This window comes from Stenotrophomonas sp. YJH_SMC_20 (assembly GCF_059367845.1).
This window is the reverse complement of the sequence record NZ_JCAFRG010000002.1, coordinates 400,730-415,047: the sequence shown is the minus strand read 5'-3', so window position 1 is coordinate 415,047 and position 14,318 is coordinate 400,730. Positions and strand designations below refer to the sequence as shown.

The following is a 14,318-nucleotide window of genomic DNA, read 5'->3' as shown; positions in this document are numbered from 1 at the left end:
GCATGCGATGGATGCGGGTAGTGGCAATGGTGCTGGCGCTGGCCGCCTGTGAGCGGCCGGTGGATACCGGCGTACAGGCCTTGCCACCCTCGCCGGTCGTCGACCGCGATGACCCTGCAGGCGCTGTGGAGCAGGAGCTGGACTGGTTGCAGATGATGCCCAAGGACGAGCTGGCCGCGCTGGAGCGGGGCGAGGGCCCGGAGGTCGAGCACAACGGCAGCCGGCGCATGCCGCAGTTCGGTACCTTCCGCACGGTGGACACGGTCCTGCAGCGGCCGGTGCGCCTGCCGGGTTACGTGGTGCCACTGGCCAACGCGCAGGACGGGCGGCTGACCGAATTCCTGTTCGTGCCGTACTACGGCGCCTGCATCCACGTGCCACCACCGCCACCGAACCAGATCGTGCACGTAGTGCTGCCGCGCCCGATCGAGATGCCGGACATGTACTCACCGTTCTTCCTGGCAGGCACCCTGCGCGCCGAACGGTTGGATGACGATCTGGCCGGTTCGGCCTACACCATGCGTGACGCACAGCTGAGGCCCTATGAACCGTAGTCACCTGTTGCTGGCGGTGGGATGCCTGTGGTTGGCAGGCTGTACGGCGCCGGGCGGCGATGCCGTGGTGGTCACGCCGCAGGACAAGCCGGCGCCCTCCGCCACGGCCGAAGCCCCCATCGACCGTTGGGACGCGTTGCGACCCGACGAAGTGACCTACCAGCGCCCACCCCCGCAGATCGGCCTGTCACGCAATGGCATGGAGGGCGTGGGTGGCCTGATCGACGACACCGGCTCGGGCACGCCACCGGGGCTGGAGATCGACCATTCCAGCCCGGACCGGGCCAAGCAGTTCGGCTCCTCGCGCGTGGTCGATGCTGTCGACGGTCGCGCGGTGGATCTGGATGGCTATGTGGTGCCGCTCGGCACCAACGATGCCGGCCTGGTCGATGAACTGCTGTTCGTGCCGTTCTACGGCGCGTGCATCCATGTGCCGCCGCCGCCACCCAACCAGATCATCCACGTGACCCTGGCGACACCGATCGCGCTGGGCGATCTGTGGGATCCGTACCGGCTTGCCGGCCGCCTGCAGGTGAAGCGTTTCGACGCGGACATCGCCAGCGCGTCCTACGATGCCGCGGCAGCCACGCTGACGGCGATCCGCAACTGATGCGCAGGCGATGGCTCATGGCTACCGCGGTGCTGCTGGGCGCAGTTGTGCTGCTGGTGTGGTGGCAGCGGCGGGCGGCACCCGCTGCTCCGCCGGCAGTCGCGTTTCCGGCACCGGCGTCCGATGCCAGCCAGCGTATCGAACAGCGTCTGGGTGATGACCCCGCGTTTCGCAACGACGTGCTCTTCCTGCTCGCAGCAACATTGCGCGACCGCTGCCAGCCGGCGCAGGCGGGGCTGCTGGCGCGCATGGCCAATCGTGCATCGCTGCCGGTGCTGGCGGCAGTCAGCGCGGTGACCCAGCAGGACCCATCGCTGGACCGGCCGATCTACCAGTACATCCAGCACCGCGCCGATGCGACGCCGTGCCGGCAGCCGCTGCAGATGCCGTTGGCCGGTGGGCGCAGCATGGCCGTGGACATCGAACAGTATGCGCGCACGTTTCCGGACAGCTACTTCGACCCGCAACGCAGCAGCGAACCGCGGGATTTTGGTGGACTGTCGCTGCAGCAGCGTGCCGGCAACGCCTGCAACAGCGTGGTGTATTCGGTGCTGCCGCTGGGTGGCGCCGACTGGCGGTGCAGCAGCCTGCGCGCGAATGCCCGTGCGCGGGTGCGCGGCCTGTGCGAGGACGAGCTGCGGCGCCAGCATGGGGGAACTGGCGGGGAACTGGACATGGCCGTGGGGAAGGGCATGCAGGCGGCAGTGGTATCGGCGATTGCCGCGCTGCCGGAAGATTGCCGGTGATGATCCCTGACACCGGGCACGACCCAGCATGAGGGGCACGACAACATGAACATTGCCCGGGCCCCAATCTGAATCGGTGGTGCTGTTTTCATAACTATACAGGACATCCTGTATAGTTATGATCGTACTCCACCCCACCAGGTTCTCCCATGGCTTTGTCCCAGCCCCTGGCCGGTGCTCCGGCCCTGTCGCGTGCCCGTCGCTGGGCACTGCTGTTCACCGTCGCCGCCGGCCTGCTGCTGGTCACGCTCGACAACTCCGTGCTCTACACCGCACTGCCCACGCTGACCGAAGAACTCTCGGCCAGTGCCGGCCAGGCGCTGTGGATCATCAACGCCTATCCGCTGGTGATGGCCGGTCTGCTGCTGGGTGCGGGTACGCTGGGCGACCGCTTCGGCCACCGCCGCATGTTCCTGATCGGCCTGGTGGTGTTCGGCGTGGCCTCGCTGGCAGCGGCGTTCGCTGACTCCGCAACGCAGCTGATTGCCGCGCGTGCATTCCTGGCGATCGGTGCCGCAGCGATGATGCCGGCCACGTTGGCGTTGATCGGACTGAGCTTCCACGAAGAACGCGAACGCAACATCGCCATCGCGATCTGGGGTTCGGTCGCCATTGTCGGTGCGGCGCTCGGCCCGATCATTGGCGGCTGGCTGCTGCAGCACTTCTGGTGGGGCTCGGTGTTCCTGATCAACGTGCCGGTGGTGGTGGTCGCGTTCGTGGCCACGCTGCTGCTGGCGCCGGAAGGACGGCGCGACACCTCGCGGCCATGGGACCTGGTGTCGTCAGTGCTGGCATTGGCTGCACTGTCCGGCCTGGTGCTGGCGATCAAGTCGCTGATCGCCACGCCGCCCTCATATGCGCTGGGCGCAGGCGCGCTGGTGTTGGCCGTCATCAGCGGTGCGGCGTTCGCGCGCCGCCAGCAGCAGCTGCCGTACCCGCTGCTGGACTTTGCGATCTTCCGTAATCCGGCGTTCCTGGCCGGCACGCTGTCGGCGGTGTTCACCCTGTTCGCGATGGCCGGCCTGCAGTTGGTCACCACGCAGCGCTTCCAGCTGGTGGCAGGTTTCACGCCGCTGCAGGCGGGCCTGCTGGTGTCGGTGGCGGCACTGGGCAGCCTGCCCAGTGCGCTGCTCGGCGGCAGCATCCTGCACCGGGTTGGCCTGCGCCCGCTGATCTGTGGTGGCCTGGCCGGAGGTGCGCTGGGCGTCGGCGTGGTGGCGTTCGGTTTCCCGCTCGGCCTTGGTTGGGTGGTGGCTGGCATGGCCATCACCGGCTTCGGTATGGGTTCGGCCATCTCGGTGGCGTCCACCGCCATCCTCAACAACGTGCCGGCGCACCGTGCGGGCATGGCCTCGTCGGTGGAAGAAGTGTCCTATGAGTTCGGTGGCCTGCTGGCGGTGGCGACGCTGGGCAGCCTGAGTGCCGCAATGTACAGCGCGTTCCTGCCGGTCTCGGCCGATATGCCCGCGCTTGCCCGCGAGGGTTTCACCCAGGCGCTGCATGCCGCGCGCGAGAGCGGGCAGGGCGAGTGGTTCGCACTGGCTGCGGCCGCGTATGACCGTGGCTACCAGATCGTGCTGCTGGTGATCACGGCGGTGCTGGCGCTGGGTGCGGCGATCATCGCGCGCCTGCTGCGCGGCCGCGTCGGCAGCCGCGAGGGCGCGGCCGATCGCGTAAAATGAGGCAATGAGAACCAGCAAGCGCGACCGCATCCTCGACGCCGCCGTCAACGTGATCAATCGTGACGGCGTGCGTGCGGTCACCTTCGAGTCGGTGGCGGCCGAGGCCAAGCTGACCCGCGGCGGCCTGCTGTACCACTTCCCGTCGCGCGAGGCGCTGCTGCGCGGCATCGACGAGCACCTGGTGCAGGCCTGGGAGACGTCGATGGAAGCGTTGCTGGGCAAGACCGCCGAGCAGGCCACTGCGTTGGAGCGTTACCAGACCTTCGTGCGCGTGTCTGCCCAGAGCGCCACCCGTGCCGAACTGATGTTCATGCTGGAATCGGCCGACCCGGACGCCGAAGAGCGCCCGTGGGGACCGGCGGTGCGTCGCTGGGCACCGCTGCCGCCGGAGGCGGGTACAGCGGAAGACAGCGCAGCGCTCGACAATTTCGTGGCGCGGCTTGCTGCCGATGGCCTGTGGATCTACGAGGCGATGTACCAGGGCCAGCTGGATGAAGGCGTGCGCGCCCGTGTTGCCGAGCGCATCGCCGGGCTGTTGGCGAAGTCTGACGGATCACCGCACTTGTAGAGTCGACTGTCAGTCGACTGCTCTTCGCTCAGACAACGAAACCCCGCGCTTCGCGCGATAGTCGACTGACAGTCGACTCTACCGCTCGCGCGTCTGCCCAGCCTGGCCCCCAGCCGCTTGCGGAACGCCTTCGACAGCGAGAATGACGGAACGTCCAGTTGAGCGGCCCGCCGGCGCGCAGACATCGCCCGTGGTAGAGCCGACCGCTGGTCGGCTGCCCTTCGGTCAGGCCACGAAAATGCGCTTCGGTAGAGTCGACTGTCAGTCGACTGCCCTTCGGTCAGACAACGAAAACCCCGCGCTTCGCGCGCTAGTCGACTGACAGTCGACTCTACCGCTCGCGCGTCTGCCCAGCCTGCGCGGCGCTCGCGGCCAGCCATGCCCTCGGCGATACCCCCAATCGCTTGCGGAACGCCTTCGACAGCGAGGCGGTATCGGCAAACCCCACCTCGATCGCCACCTGCTTGACCGCCACGCCTGCCCGCAGCTGCGCGCAGGCCAGGCTCAGCCGCCAGTCCAGCAGGTAGCTGGCTGGCGTTGCCTGCATCACGTCCTTGAACACGGCCGCGAACGCGCTGCGCGACATGCCGGCGGTCGCGGCCATGCGCGGCAGCGTCCATTCGTCCTGCGGTGCCTGGTGCATCGCCACCAGCGTGCGTGCCAGCCGCGCATCGGACAGCCCCCGCATCAACCCGTGGCTGACGCCGGCTGCATCCGGGTGGTCGACCACCCAGCGCAGGATCTGGATCAGCGCCACCTCGAACAGGCGGTTGGTCAGCAGCCGTGACCCGCAGCGCTGGCGATCGGCTTCGGCGAACAGCAGCTGCAGGGTGTCATCCAGTTCGGTGATCGCGGCCAGCGGCACCACCATCACCGGTGGCAGCGACTGCACGATCGGATTGCGCGCGCCACCATCGAAATCCAGCGTGGCACAGGTGAAATCCGGGCCGTCCAGCGGAGCGTTGAAGAACACATGGTGCAGCGGCTGCGGATACAGCAGGAGGCTGGGTGTATCGATCTTCAACCGGGGCAGCGTGCTATCGCCCCCAGGATGACGGACTTCCATCTCACCCTGGCGCAGGATGTGCAGGAACGCACGACCGGGCTGCGGCTCGAAGACATGCTGCCCGCACAGCGGGCCACTGTGGAACAGGGCCGCCTGCACCCGGAAGCGTTCCAGCAGAGAGGAGAGTCTATCTGGCGCAGGGGTGGCGGCGCGCATGCTCATGGACGTATGGACAACATATGTGGCGCATTGAGGATGTTGCGTCCAGGGAGTCTACCTAGGATGAGCGGGTCGTCCAATCCCGGGCGCTTTCCCAAGGAGATCCACCATGTCCCGTGTCCCCCTGATCGATGCCGCCAACACCACCGCCGACCGCCAGGCCCTGCTGGGCCAGGTCCACGCTGCCTTCGGCGCCACCCCGGCCATGTTCCGCGCCGTGGCCAACTCGCCGGCTGCCCTGCAGAGCATGTGGGGTTCGTTCGGCGCGCTGGGCGGCGGTCGCCTGTCGCCGCTGCTGGGCGAGCAGATCGCCGTGGCCATCGCCAACCGAAACGCCTGCGAGTACTGCCTGGCCGCGCACACGGCATTGGGCCGCAAGGCCGGCGCCAGCAGCGAGCAGATGGCTGCCGCGCAGATCGGCCAGTCCAGCGACCCGGCCACTGCGGCGGCGCTCGACTTCGCGTTGAAGGTGGTCGAGCAGCGTGCGCAGATCGCCGACGGCGACGTGCAGGCGCTGCGCGCGGCTGGCTTCGATGATGAGCAGGTCGTCGAGATCCTCGCGCATGTGGCGCTCAACCTGTTCACCAACTACGTCAACGTGGCGTTCGACGTGCCGGTGGACTTCCCGAAGGTCGCGCTGCGCTGAGGTGTACCGGGCCGGGGGACGCGGTGCTCCCGGCCATCCTCAGCGGGCGTGGCCGTCGTGCGCCTGCAGCCGCTCCGGATGGGTATACACATTGAACCCGCCTTCCCGCGCGAACCCGACCAGGCACAGGCCGGCGCTGCGGGCCAGATCGATCGCCAGCGCGGTCGGCGCGGACACCGCCGCCAGCACGCTGGCGCCGGCGCGCACTGCCTTGCTGACCATCTCGTAGCTGGCCCGGCTGGAAATCACCAGCAGGCCGCCTTCGATGGCGTGTTCGTTGTGGTGCAGGGCACCGATCAGCTTGTCCAGTGCATTGTGGCGGCCTACGTCCTCGCGTACCCAGCCGATGCGCCCACTGGCGTCGGCCCAGGCCGCGGCGTGGATCGAGCCGCTTGCCGCATTCATCGGCTGGTGCTGCGCCAGGCTGGCCAACGCCCGCTGCAGGGCGGTGGCGGAATAGCTGCGGCGCTCGCGGATCTGCGGCAGTGGGCGCAGCACTTCTTCCAGCTGGCGCGTGCCGCACAGGCCACAGCCACCACGGCCGGGCAGCAGGCGCCCATTGTCGGGGTCGAGGTTTGCGCCGGGCGCAGCCTCGTCCACGGTCATCTGCAGCTCGATGCCTTCCAGCTGTGGGTGGATATCGATCGACAGCAGCTGCGAGGGCGCGCTGATCAGGCCTTCGCTGAGCGAAAATCCGAGTGCGAAGTCCTCCAGATCACAGGGTGTGGCCATCATCACGGCAAAGGCGGCATCGTTGTAGCGCAGCGCCACCGGCACTTCCTCGGCCACCACGTCGACCTGCTGCTGTTGCGTGCCGCCGCGCCAGCGCTGCAACGGGCGTTGGGCGGTGCCGGCAGGCGGGGTGTGCGGCGGGATCGAATCAGGCATGCAGCGCGTCCGGACAAGGGAGAAACGCGGGCGGGCCACCGCCTGCGGTTTCGAGGATAGCGCAGTGGTCGCGCGCAGACGCGGCTGTAACCGTTGCCATGGCAGGTTGTGCTGAAAACAGCCTGTGCCCTCTGGCGAAGCGCCGCGGGCCGTGCTTGACTGTGCGGCTGGTCGTGCCACTGAATGCACCGCCGGACCGCGTTGTGCCGTTCGTTGTTGCGTTCCTTCCGCCAGGTTCCCGAGCATGTCCGAGCAGAAACCGCCGCGCTACAAGCCCTACAACCAGCCGGCCGGAGGCTGGGGTGCCGCTGGTGCCACCGCCAAAGTGCTGCTGCAGCAGAGTGTGATCGGCAAGGGGTCGAAGGCGCTGCTGGCGATGAACCAGCCCGGTGGCTTCAAGTGCCCCAGCTGTGCGTTCCCCGATGCCGACGAACGCAGGAAGCTGGAGTTCTGCGAGAACGGCGCGAAGGCACTGGCCTGGGAAGCCACGCAGTTCCGTGCCGGTCGTGAGCTGTTCGCCCGGCACACCGTGACCGAGCTGATGGCGCAGACCGACTACTGGCTGGAGATGCAGGGGCGGCTGACAGAGCCGATGCGCTACGACGCTGCGACCGATCACTATGTGCCGTGCAGCTGGGACGATGCCTTCGCACTGATCGGCCGTCACCTGCGGGCACTGGACAGTCCTCACCAGGCCGAGTTCTACACCTCCGGGCGCACGCCCAACGAAGCGGCGTTCCTGTATTCGATCTTCGTGCGCGAGTTCGGCACCAATAATTTCCCGGACTGCTCGAACATGTGCCACGAGCCGACCAGCCGCGGGCTGCCGCCGGCCATCGGGGTGGGCAAGGGCACCATCGTGCTGCAGGATTTCGATCACGCCGAGGCCATCTTCGTGATTGGCCAGAACACCGGCACCAATTCGCCGCGGATGATGAGCAACCTGGTGGAGGCACGCAAACGCGGCATCCCGATCGTGGCGGTCAACCCGATGCCCGAGCGCGCGCTGATCCGCTTCGCAGAACCGCAGGACGTGGTGCAGATGGCCACGTTCGGTTCGACAGAGATCAGCAGCGAGTTCGTGCACATCCGCATCGGCGGCGACCTGGCCCTGATCAAGGGCATGATGAAGGTGATGTTCGAGCGCGAGGCGCAGGGTGAGCGTGTGCTCGACCATGCATTCCTCGCCGAACACACGGTGGGCCTGGAGGCGCTGCGCGACGACGTGATGGCGCAGGACTGGGATCAGATCGTGCAGGTGTCCGGCATTTCGCAGGCGCAGATCCGTCGCTGTGCGGAGATCTACATCCGCTCCAACGCCACCGTGATCTGCTACGGCATGGGGCTGACCCAGCACCAGTACGGCTCGCGCCTGCTGCAGCAGGTCGCCAATCTGCTGTTGCTGCGTGGCAATTTCGGCAAGCCCGGTGCTGGCATCGGGCCGATCCGGGGCCATTCCAATGTGCAGGGCGACCGCACTGTCGGCATCGATGAAAAGCCGAAGCCGGCCTACCTGGACCGCGTGCAGCAGGTATTCGGCTTCGACCCGCCGCGCGAGCATGGCCATCACGTGGTCGAGTCGATCGAGGCGATGCTGGCGGGCAGCGCCAGGGTTTTCATCGGCCTGGGCGGGAATTTCATCCATGCAGTGCCTGACACACCGCGCGCGTACGAGGCGATGCGTGGCCTGGACCTGACCGTGGGTATCGCCACCAAGCTCAACCGTGGGCATCTTGTTCATGGCCGCGATGCGCTGATCCTGCCGGTGGTGGCGCGCTCGGAGCGCATCGTCACGCCGGCCGGCGAGCAGTTCGTCACCATTGAAGACGCGATGTCCAATGTGACCGCCTCGCGGGGCGTACTCGAGCCGGTCAGCCCCGATGTGTTGCCCGAGGTCGAGATCGTCTGTCGCATGGCGATGGCCACGCTGCCACGCAGCAGGGTCGACTGGGCAGGCTGCATGCACGACTACGCACACATCCGTGAGTTGATCGCGGCCGTGTACCCGGAGATCTACACCGGCTTCAACCAGCGCATCCAGCAGCCGCACGGCTTCCATCTGGATATCCCGCCGCGTCGCCGCGTCTGGCCCACGCCCAATGGCAAGGCCAACATCCTGGTGATGCCTGGCCTGGACGTGGGTGATCCGGTTCACGACCCCGACATGCTGCGGCTGGCCACCGTGCGCTCGCACGATCAGTACAACACCACCATCTACAGCTACAACGATCGCTATCGCGGCGTGTATAACGATCGCATGGTGCTGTTCATGAACATCGAGGACCGGCTGGCGCGCGGGCTGCGGAAGGAGGCGCTGGTCAGCCTGGAGACGATCAGCAGTGATGGCGTGCAGCGACGCATCGAAGGCTTGACCGTGCTCGATTACCCGATGCCGCGCGGCGCGCTGGCCGGCTACTACCCCGAACTGAACCCGTTGCTGCCGCTGGATTACCACGACCGGATCAGCGGCACCCCCGCAGCTAAGTCGATCCCGGTGCGGATGCGGGCGATGCCGGCGGTCACCTAGCAGTGGATCAATCCAGTCCTATGGGCTTCCGGCATGTGGATTGGGTTCATCCAGCGCAAAGGAGCAACGGAAATAGTTGGCGGTATCCCGCCAGGCGCCAACGATCGGTTCCTGGATCTGCGCCAGCAGTTCACGGGCCTTGACGGGATCGTTGGCCTGGCAGGCGAAGTACGCGAATGATTGCACGTTCCATGGCGAGGGATAACGTGACAGCACGTCTTCGAAGCCGCGTTTCATGGTCGGCCAGTTCACTTTCGACTCGGTGAACAAACGGTCCTCGTACTCCCGCTGCGAGGCGACCCAGTAGATACGGGCGTACAGCATGTATTGGTCCTGCGGTGGGGCCGCAGCCATGACCCTGCGTGCATAGGCTTCCAGGCCAGCCGGATCGCCGCCCCACTTCGGAGCGAAATAGCGCACGGCAGCAAAGTAGAGCGGGAAGTAGCCTGGATGGCGCGCGATGCCTTCGTCATGCAATGCGAAGAAGCGGTCTGCATCCCAACTCTGTTCGATCGCCCGGTGTTCCATCGACTCGTACCAGTACGGGTCCGTGCTGGCGATGTCCTTGTACTTCAGCAGGTAGTCAACGGCCTGCTGCTGCAGCGCCTTGAACGGTGCCCAGTCCTCTTCCTTCACCGTATTTGCATAGCCGGGGCCGCGGATGCTCCAGCCTTGGCGGCTGAGCATCTCAGCCATGGCCAGCCGCGCCGACGGCGACCTGGGGTAGCGCGAGATCCATGCCTGCACGAGTTTCTCGCGACCTTGCCAGTAGGCCGGGTCACGGTTGCTCATGCTGAAGGCATAGCCGATGCCAACGTAGTACGCCGAGAGCTTCCAGACACCGCTGCTGAAGTAGCGATCCGTATCCCGGTAACGACTGGCGAGTTGCTCCAGTCTGGCGAAATCCTGCTTCTCCAGCAGTTGCTTTGCTTGCCGGGAGACTTCTGCGCGTTCGCTTGCTTCATCTTCACCGGATGCACCGGCGTGGGCGATGGTCGCGCACGACAACAACAGCATCACAAGCAGTGTTCGCATGAATCCATTCATGGGAGAAACTCCGTGTCAGGGACAGGGGCATGGCAGGGCAGTGGGCCACGATCGCCATCTCGCCATAGCAGGGGCCGTCGCGCAAGTCGGCAGCGTGGCTGCCAGGCGGGCGTGGGCGCTGCCACCCCATGCTGTGCAGTTGTGCATCGGCTATCATCGGCGGGTGAACCTGCCTGGCCTCATACTGCGATGGATGCTGCTTGTTGCCCTGGTGCTGAATGCACCGGCGCTGGCGCTCGCCGCGTCTTCCTACAGCGGTCCGGCCAGCCAGGACCATTGCGTGGCACCGCACTCGGCCGGGATAGCTTCGGCGGGGTGTTGCGATGATGCAGGTCCGGCGGCTTGCCAGAGTGGCCAGTGCGAATGCCCGCCGGCGTGCTTGGGCATGTTGGCAACGCTGAACGGGACACCAGCCTCCCTTTGGCGCGGGGCGCCCGCTCCAGCCAGTAGCCAGCAGCGCGCGCCCCCGTTGATGCCGGATCCGTTACGTCCCCCCATCGCGTGAATTCATGCAGGCCTCAAGCGCCTGCCATGACTGTTCGACTTTCTCTCGACGCTACCTGCGCCTTCAATGCGTGGGTGGCGGGCCGCTTTGCCCGCCTCTGCAAAGGAATCACTCAATGAACCGTACTCTTTCCCTCGGCCTGCTGCTGGGCACCGTGCTGGCCACGACCGCCTGCGCTCGTGCCGCCGAAGAATCCTCCGCGGCACCGGTCGCCAGCGAAGCACCGGCACCGGCCCAGGCCAGCCCGGCCAAGATCGATCCAGCCTTGCCGGTCGCCATCGTGCACAAGACCGCCAGCTGCGGTTGCTGCGGCATCTGGGTCGACCACCTGAAGGCCGCCGGCTTCCAGGTCGATGTGCGCGACGCCGATGACATGAATCCAATCAAGGTCCGCCTGGGCGTGCCGGTCGGCAAGGCCTCCTGCCATACCGCCGAGATCGGCGGTTACGTGGTCGAGGGTCACATCCCGGCCGAGGACATCAAGCGCCTGCTGGCCGAACGCCCGGCCGCGCGCGGGCTGGTGCTGCCCGGCATGCCAGCCGGTTCGCCGGGCATGGAAATGCCGGACGGCTACGTGCAGCCGTACACCGTCGAGCTGGTGCGCACCGACGGCAGCACCGAGCCGTTTGCCCAGCACGGTCAGGGCGGCTGATGGACGGAGGGTGCCGGTCGTCCTGACCGGCACTCTCCGACGCGTCTTGTGTAGAGCCGAGCCTATGCTCGGCTGTGTTTGGCCGGCAAGCCGAGCATGGGCTCGGCTCTACAGGATCAGCGTGCCGTGGCCGTTTCCTTGGCCAACTGCGCGTCGAACTTCTTCTCGGCCGCATCCGCGTAGGCTTTGCAGCTCAGTACCTTCTCGCTGGCGTTGCTGCCAGCAGCATAGTTCCAGTTGCTGGCGCCCGGATGCGGAGTCAGCAACAGGTCGCAGGGCAGGCCGCGCACCATGGCGAAGCTGCGTCGGTAGTCCTGGACCAGGCGGGGATAGCGGGCGTTGCCCTGGAGCTGGTAGCCCGGCGCGCTCAGGCTGTCGGCATAGGCGATGCGCACCGGCTTGCCATCGCGGGTATCGGTCCAGGTCCAGGCAGTGCTGCCCGGGGTGTGTCCCGGCATGAAGTGCGCGGTGAACGCGATGCCGCCCACGTTGACCACCTCGCCATCCATGATGATGCGGTCGGTGCTGACCGGCGGAAAGGTGATGCTGTCGCCAAAGTGCAGGTCGTTGCTGCCACCGCGCGCCAGCAGCGCGGCCGATTCGGCGTTGGCCACCACTTTCGCACCGGTACGGCGCTTCAGTTCCGCCACCGGGCCGGCATGGTCGGCATGCGCATGGCTGAGCAGGATCAGCCGTAGATCCTGTGCTGCCACCCCGCGTGCCTTCATGTTGTCCAGCAGGTGACCGGCCATCTGCGGCATGCCGCCGTCAAGCAGCACCGCACCGTCGGCGGTCTGCACCAGTAGCGCGGTCAGATCCTCGGTGCCGATCTGCCAGGTGTGGTCGGCAATCTGCAGCGGTGCCATCGGCTGCAGCCATGAACTGTCCACCGTGTAGGCCCGGAGCTGGGGCAGCGGTTCGTCGGCGGCAGTGACATCAAAGGCAAGCGTGGCAGCCAGGGCGAGGGTAGTCAGGCAGAGGCGCATGGCAGAATGGTGTCTGGACTGGGGCCGATGAAGCTAGCACGCGGGCCGCGCCGGCCGTTTCGCGAATAATTCATGGCTGCCATAAGCTCCGCCGCAGTCGATGCAGGGATTGTTCGCTTGCTGTGGATTGTGAATCCATCTCCACAGGCTGGAGCGCAGAATCGGCCGGGGCTAGCCTGCTTTCAGGCTCAAGGAGGTGGACCATGCATGTGCTCATGGTGATGCTGGGTGGCGTGCTCCTGCTAGGGGTGTTCCTGCTGTTTGGCCGCCTCTGGAGCGTGGGCACCTCGCAGCTGCCCACGGCGCTGATCGCCTTCATCGCCACCTGGCTGCTGGTGGCCGTGGCCAACATGTGGGTGGGGGTCAGCAGGGCCGGTTACGCAGTACGCGAGGAGCTGCCGATCCTGCTGCTGGTGTTCGCCGTGCCGGCGCTGCTGGCCGGTTTGCTGTACTGGCGCCTGGCGCGCTGAAGGAGTTGCATGAGTACCCGACTGCGCCTGCCCGCGCTGCGCCACCGCGATGGCCATCATGCCCGCGTGACCTACGAAGAACTGTTCTTCGACCTGGTCTACGTGTTCGCGGTCACCCAGCTCAGCCACCATCTGCTGCATCACCTGGACCTGGCCGGCGTGCTGCAGACCCTGGTGCTGTGGTTCGCGGTCTGGCTCGGCTGGCAATACGCGTGCTGGGTCAGCAACTGGTTCGACCCGGAGGCGCCGCGCATCCGGGGCCTGATGTTCGGCACCATGCTGCTGGCGTTGTTGATGTCCTCGTCCATTCCCGAGGCATTCGCCGATCGTGCGTGGATCTTCGCCGGGGCGTACGCCACGATGCAGGTCGGACGCACCGCGTTCGTGTTGCTGGAGGTCGGCCGTAACCATCCGTTGGCGCCGAACTTCCGCCGCATGCTGGCCTGGGTCAGCGTGTCGGCCTGTTTCTGGCTGGCCGGCGCGGCGGCCGAGGGCCACCTGCGGCTGGCACTGTGGGCGATGGCGGTGGCCTGCGAATACATCTCGCCGATGTTTGGCTTCGCGTTCCCGGGCATGGGTCGTTCGCACACTCGCGACTGGACCATTGAGGGGGGGCACCTGGCCGAACGCTGCCAGCTGTTCGTCATCGTCGCACTGGGTGAGACGTTGCTGGCCACCGGGGGTGTGCTCAGCGACGTCGAGCACTGGGACCTTGAAGTGGTATCGGCGGTGCTGGCCACCTTCGCCGGCACGATTGCCATGTGGTGGCTGTACTTCGGCATCTCCAGCCACGATGCCACAGAGGCCATCACCCACGCGGAAGACCCCGGACGGATGGGGGCCAACTTCCATTATGTGCATGCATTGCTGATCGCCGGCATCATCGCCACCGCGGTGGGCAACGACCTGGTGATGGATCACCCGGAAGCGGCGGTGACGCCGGTATATGCAGCGGTGCTGGCCGCCGGGCCGTTGATCTACCTGCTTGGCAGCGCCCTCTACAAGCGCGTTGTGTACGGGCGCGCCCCGTATTCGCATCTGTTCGGTGCCATGGCGCTGGTCGTGTTGGGCGTGGTCTTGCCGCACAGCCATCTGCTGGCCGCCGGTTGGCTGACCAGTGCGGTGCTGCTGGCCGTGGGGTTGATGGATACGCGGTTGAAGCGTCGCCTGCAGCGGGCGTGATCCGTTGCGTCAGCAAAGCGCTCCAGCCGC

General features: G+C 66.7%; 14 protein-coding genes. 10 read left to right on the top strand and 4 right to left on the bottom strand.

Features of this window, described 5'->3' with window-relative positions; translation table 11 throughout:
- The first annotated feature begins 2 nt into the window (after positions 1-2).
- From AC5P6A_RS05270 to AC5P6A_RS05250, 5 genes are all read left to right on the top strand, one after another.
- Positions 3-554: a DUF3299 domain-containing protein gene (locus AC5P6A_RS05270; protein WP_111098515.1), complete on the top strand. Its 552-nt coding sequence runs from the start codon at positions 3-5 to the stop codon at positions 552-554.
- Positions 544-1,164, top strand: a complete 621-nt coding sequence (locus tag AC5P6A_RS05265) for a DUF3299 domain-containing protein (RefSeq protein WP_155029624.1) — start codon at positions 544-546, stop codon at positions 1,162-1,164. The genes AC5P6A_RS05270 and AC5P6A_RS05265 overlap by 11 nt, the downstream gene beginning before the upstream one ends.
- Positions 1,164-1,910, top strand: coding sequence for a hypothetical protein (locus AC5P6A_RS05260; RefSeq protein WP_346714875.1), 747 nt, complete (start codon positions 1,164-1,166; stop codon positions 1,908-1,910). The genes AC5P6A_RS05265 and AC5P6A_RS05260 overlap by 1 nt, the downstream gene beginning before the upstream one ends.
- Before the next feature lie 149 nt (positions 1,911-2,059).
- Positions 2,060-3,592 carry an MFS transporter gene (locus AC5P6A_RS05255; RefSeq protein ID WP_346714874.1) on the top strand — a complete coding sequence of 511 codons (1,533 nt, stop codon included), beginning with the start codon at positions 2,060-2,062 and terminating at the stop codon, positions 3,590-3,592.
- A gap of 4 nt (positions 3,593-3,596) precedes the next feature.
- On the top strand, positions 3,597-4,160 hold the full coding sequence (locus AC5P6A_RS05250; protein ID WP_180876795.1) for a TetR/AcrR family transcriptional regulator: 564 nt from the start codon (positions 3,597-3,599) through the stop codon (positions 4,158-4,160).
- 331 nt (positions 4,161-4,491) lie between these two features.
- On the opposite strand, the gene AC5P6A_RS05245 is transcribed toward AC5P6A_RS05250, so the two are convergent.
- Positions 4,492-5,388, bottom strand: a complete 897-nt coding sequence (locus AC5P6A_RS05245; RefSeq protein ID WP_164143815.1) for a cupin domain-containing protein — start codon at positions 5,386-5,388, stop codon at positions 4,492-4,494.
- 106 nt (positions 5,389-5,494) lie between these two features.
- On the opposite strand from AC5P6A_RS05245, the gene AC5P6A_RS05240 reads away from it, so the two are divergent.
- On the top strand, positions 5,495-6,031 hold the full coding sequence (locus AC5P6A_RS05240; protein ID WP_019659816.1) for a carboxymuconolactone decarboxylase family protein: 537 nt from the start codon (positions 5,495-5,497) through the stop codon (positions 6,029-6,031).
- A 39-nt stretch (positions 6,032-6,070) separates the two neighbouring features.
- Here AC5P6A_RS05240 and fdhD read toward each other — a convergent pair whose 3' ends face one another.
- A complete protein-coding gene (gene fdhD, locus AC5P6A_RS05235; RefSeq protein WP_346714873.1) occupies positions 6,071-6,919 on the bottom strand; it encodes a formate dehydrogenase accessory sulfurtransferase FdhD in 849 nt (282 codons plus the stop codon).
- 244 nt (positions 6,920-7,163) lie between these two features.
- Here fdhD and AC5P6A_RS05230 point away from each other — a divergent pair, with 244 nt between their 5' ends.
- Complete coding sequence (locus AC5P6A_RS05230; protein WP_495222257.1) at positions 7,164-9,446, top strand: FdhF/YdeP family oxidoreductase; 2,283 nt, start codon at positions 7,164-7,166, stop codon at positions 9,444-9,446.
- 18 nt (positions 9,447-9,464) lie between these two features.
- Here AC5P6A_RS05230 and AC5P6A_RS05225 read toward each other — a convergent pair whose 3' ends face one another.
- Positions 9,465-10,481 carry a DUF4034 domain-containing protein gene (locus tag AC5P6A_RS05225; protein ID WP_346714871.1) on the bottom strand — a complete coding sequence of 339 codons (1,017 nt, stop codon included), beginning with the start codon at positions 10,479-10,481 and terminating at the stop codon, positions 9,465-9,467.
- Positions 10,482-11,113: 632 nt separating this feature from the next.
- Here AC5P6A_RS05225 and AC5P6A_RS05220 point away from each other — a divergent pair.
- Positions 11,114-11,650, top strand: coding sequence for a DUF411 domain-containing protein (locus AC5P6A_RS05220; protein WP_134729115.1), 537 nt, complete (start codon positions 11,114-11,116; stop codon positions 11,648-11,650).
- A 116-nt stretch (positions 11,651-11,766) separates the two neighbouring features.
- On the opposite strand, the gene blaL1 is transcribed toward AC5P6A_RS05220, so the two are convergent.
- A complete protein-coding gene (gene blaL1, locus AC5P6A_RS05215) occupies positions 11,767-12,636 on the bottom strand; it encodes a L1 family subclass B3 metallo-beta-lactamase (protein ID WP_346714870.1) in 870 nt (289 codons plus the stop codon).
- Between the two features lie 203 nt (positions 12,637-12,839).
- Between blaL1 and AC5P6A_RS05210 the strand changes: the two genes are divergently transcribed.
- Both AC5P6A_RS05210 and AC5P6A_RS05205 read left to right on the top strand, forming a co-directional pair.
- Positions 12,840-13,106, top strand: a complete 267-nt coding sequence (locus AC5P6A_RS05210) for a hypothetical protein (protein ID WP_171953038.1) — start codon at positions 12,840-12,842, stop codon at positions 13,104-13,106.
- A 9-nt stretch (positions 13,107-13,115) separates the two neighbouring features.
- Positions 13,116-14,288: a low temperature requirement protein A gene (locus AC5P6A_RS05205; protein ID WP_329841898.1), complete on the top strand. Its 1,173-nt coding sequence runs from the start codon at positions 13,116-13,118 to the stop codon at positions 14,286-14,288.
- The last annotated feature ends 30 nt before the right edge of the window (positions 14,289-14,318 follow it).

Bases quoted from the DNA above. Each gene is read 5' to 3' on its own strand.
- AC5P6A_RS05270 (WP_111098515.1), top strand. From the start codon at position 3: ATGCGATGGATGCGGGTAGTGGCAATGGTGCTGGCGCTGGCCGCCTGT.
- AC5P6A_RS05265 (WP_155029624.1), top strand. From the start codon at position 544: ATGAACCGTAGTCACCTGTTGCTGGCGGTGGGATGCCTGTGGTTGGCA.
- AC5P6A_RS05260 (WP_346714875.1), top strand. From the start codon at position 1,164: ATGCGCAGGCGATGGCTCATGGCTACCGCGGTGCTGCTGGGCGCAGTT.
- AC5P6A_RS05255 (WP_346714874.1), top strand. From the start codon at position 2,060: ATGGCTTTGTCCCAGCCCCTGGCCGGTGCTCCGGCCCTGTCGCGTGCC.
- AC5P6A_RS05250 (WP_180876795.1), top strand. From the start codon at position 3,597: ATGAGAACCAGCAAGCGCGACCGCATCCTCGACGCCGCCGTCAACGTG.
- AC5P6A_RS05245 (WP_164143815.1), bottom strand. From the start codon at position 5,388: ATGAGCATGCGCGCCGCCACCCCTGCGCCAGATAGACTCTCCTCTCTG.
- AC5P6A_RS05240 (WP_019659816.1), top strand. From the start codon at position 5,495: ATGTCCCGTGTCCCCCTGATCGATGCCGCCAACACCACCGCCGACCGC.
- fdhD (WP_346714873.1), bottom strand. From the start codon at position 6,919: ATGCCTGATTCGATCCCGCCGCACACCCCGCCTGCCGGCACCGCCCAA.
- AC5P6A_RS05230 (WP_495222257.1), top strand. From the start codon at position 7,164: ATGTCCGAGCAGAAACCGCCGCGCTACAAGCCCTACAACCAGCCGGCC.
- AC5P6A_RS05225 (WP_346714871.1), bottom strand. From the start codon at position 10,481: ATGCGAACACTGCTTGTGATGCTGTTGTTGTCGTGCGCGACCATCGCC.
- AC5P6A_RS05220 (WP_134729115.1), top strand. From the start codon at position 11,114: ATGAACCGTACTCTTTCCCTCGGCCTGCTGCTGGGCACCGTGCTGGCC.
- blaL1 (WP_346714870.1), bottom strand. From the start codon at position 12,636: ATGCGCCTCTGCCTGACTACCCTCGCCCTGGCTGCCACGCTTGCCTTT.
- AC5P6A_RS05210 (WP_171953038.1), top strand. From the start codon at position 12,840: ATGCATGTGCTCATGGTGATGCTGGGTGGCGTGCTCCTGCTAGGGGTG.
- AC5P6A_RS05205 (WP_329841898.1), top strand. From the start codon at position 13,116: ATGAGTACCCGACTGCGCCTGCCCGCGCTGCGCCACCGCGATGGCCAT.